Genomic DNA, 1,695 nt, shown 5'->3' with positions numbered 1-1,695 from the left:
TTTTGAATGATCAAGATCAAGAATTATCATTCAATTTTGTAAATGATAGTATTGAAATTGAATTGATCGATCCACTGTGTGAGAAAATTTTAATTACATTTGATACTGTAGAACAGACAGCAAAAGTCCATCAAGTAATTAAATTTCTCTTAGATTTGTTTTTTAAATTCAATTGGCATGAATCAGTTGCAGCGTTATCAGTTGCAGATTTCTGGGAATTGATCAAGAATTACGAGGTAGATAACCTCGATATGACGTTTGGTTACCCAAGAATCGCATGTTCTAATAGCTAATAGCCATATTTTTAGGCACAAAAAAAGTGGCAAAGGAATAGTTTTTATACTTATCCTTTTCCACTCTTTTTTATTTTGTCTCGTTAATAATTGTATTAATAGCTGAAATGACTTTATTTTGTTTGTACTCTGGTAAAGATTTGATAGTGTCGATAAGCTGTGCTAAGTCAGTACTTTCTTCTTTAAGTGTTAAATCAAAAAAAGTTTGTAGATCAACATTTAACGCTTCTATAATTTTCTCAAGCGTACTAATTTTTATATTGGGCTCTAAATTTTCTAACTTATATGCGTAATTGGTACCAAGATCTGCTTTTTCTTCTAATTGCTCCTGGGTCATTCCTGACTGTGTCCGCAGAATCCGTATTCTTTTACTTATATACTTTTGTAATTCTGACATTGCTCACCTCTTAAGACTATTTTACAGTCTTAGAAGGTTATATTCTAGTTCTTGAAAGGTTGGTTACAACTTTACAAAGTTGCTAAAATATAGTATAATTCGGGTGTTTATAATTAAATAGTGATAATTTGCTCAATACTCTATCATAAAGGTGGGAATTATGAAAAAGAAAACGATCAAAGCAACTGTATCTGCAGTATCAATAGCTACAGCTTTTGCGGGAATTTCTGTTGTACAAGCGGATGAAGTAACTGCAACTCAGCCAAATGAGTCAACATTAAGTGTTGAATCTACGACTCCTTCGTCTACAAATATAAAACAAGTAGACGGAGTATTTGTCCATAATGGAGTTGCAACTGTAACGAAAACGCCAACTGCGGAAGTTGTAGAAGAAGCAAGAACGATCAAGGAAGAAGCGGATCAATCGGTTTCAAATCAAGAAAGTGCATTAGAAAACGCTAAGGCTTTGGAAGCAACTGCTGCAACAAAAGTTACAGAGGCAAATGTTGACTTAAAGAATGCTGAGGCAAATAAAGAATTAGCTACGCCTGAAAAAATTGAAAAAACGAAGAATGAAATATCAGAAGTAAAAGCTGATATTGAGAAAAAGGAAACATCAGAAAAAAATGCATCTGATAAAGTTCTAGAAGCTGAGAAAGAACATAATCAGCAATCAGATGTTATTAAAAAAGATCAAGATAAAATTTCAGATCAAGAAAAGAAAGTTTCGACAGCTGAGGAAGCAGTAGCAACTGCCCAAAAGAATCTTGATGGTACTGGAGCATCGGAAATCATTGCTGAAAGAGATAAAGCAAAAAGTGATGTAGCTGAAAAAGAATCAGCAGAATCAACAGCGAAAAAGGCTTTGGAAAATGCCATTAACGAAGACAAAAATAAAGCTGAAGAACTCAGTAAAGCTTCTGCTGATGAAAAAACGCAACTTAGTGCTAGTCAAGTATCTGCTAAACAATTAGCAGATGCTAAAAAGGTTGCAGAAGAAGCAGC

Annotated in this window: 2 protein-coding genes and 1 pseudogene; 2 read left to right on the top strand and 1 reads right to left on the bottom strand. The window is 33.6% G+C overall.

The features are described from left to right. Nucleotides 1-293: hypothetical protein (locus tag SPADD19_RS13000; protein WP_061455972.1), on the top strand; the 293-nt coding region annotated here is incomplete at its 5' end. 70 nt (nt 294-363) lie between these two features. Here the strand turns inward: SPADD19_RS13000 and SPADD19_RS10680 are convergent. After that, nucleotides 364-690 (bottom strand): helix-turn-helix domain-containing protein, encoded by a 327-nt coding sequence (locus SPADD19_RS10680; protein WP_048779593.1) that lies wholly within the window; start codon nt 688-690, stop codon nt 364-366. Between the two features lie 160 nt (nt 691-850). Here SPADD19_RS10680 and SPADD19_RS12995 point away from each other — a divergent pair. Further along, nucleotides 851-1,695, top strand: a pseudogene (locus SPADD19_RS12995) (SEC10/PgrA surface exclusion domain-containing protein); the annotation flags it as partial.

It is taken from the genome of Streptococcus parasanguinis (assembly GCF_001578955.1).
GTDB lineage: Bacteria > Bacillota > Bacilli > Lactobacillales > Streptococcaceae > Streptococcus > Streptococcus parasanguinis_U.
This window is presented reverse-complemented; position numbering and strand designations above follow the sequence as displayed.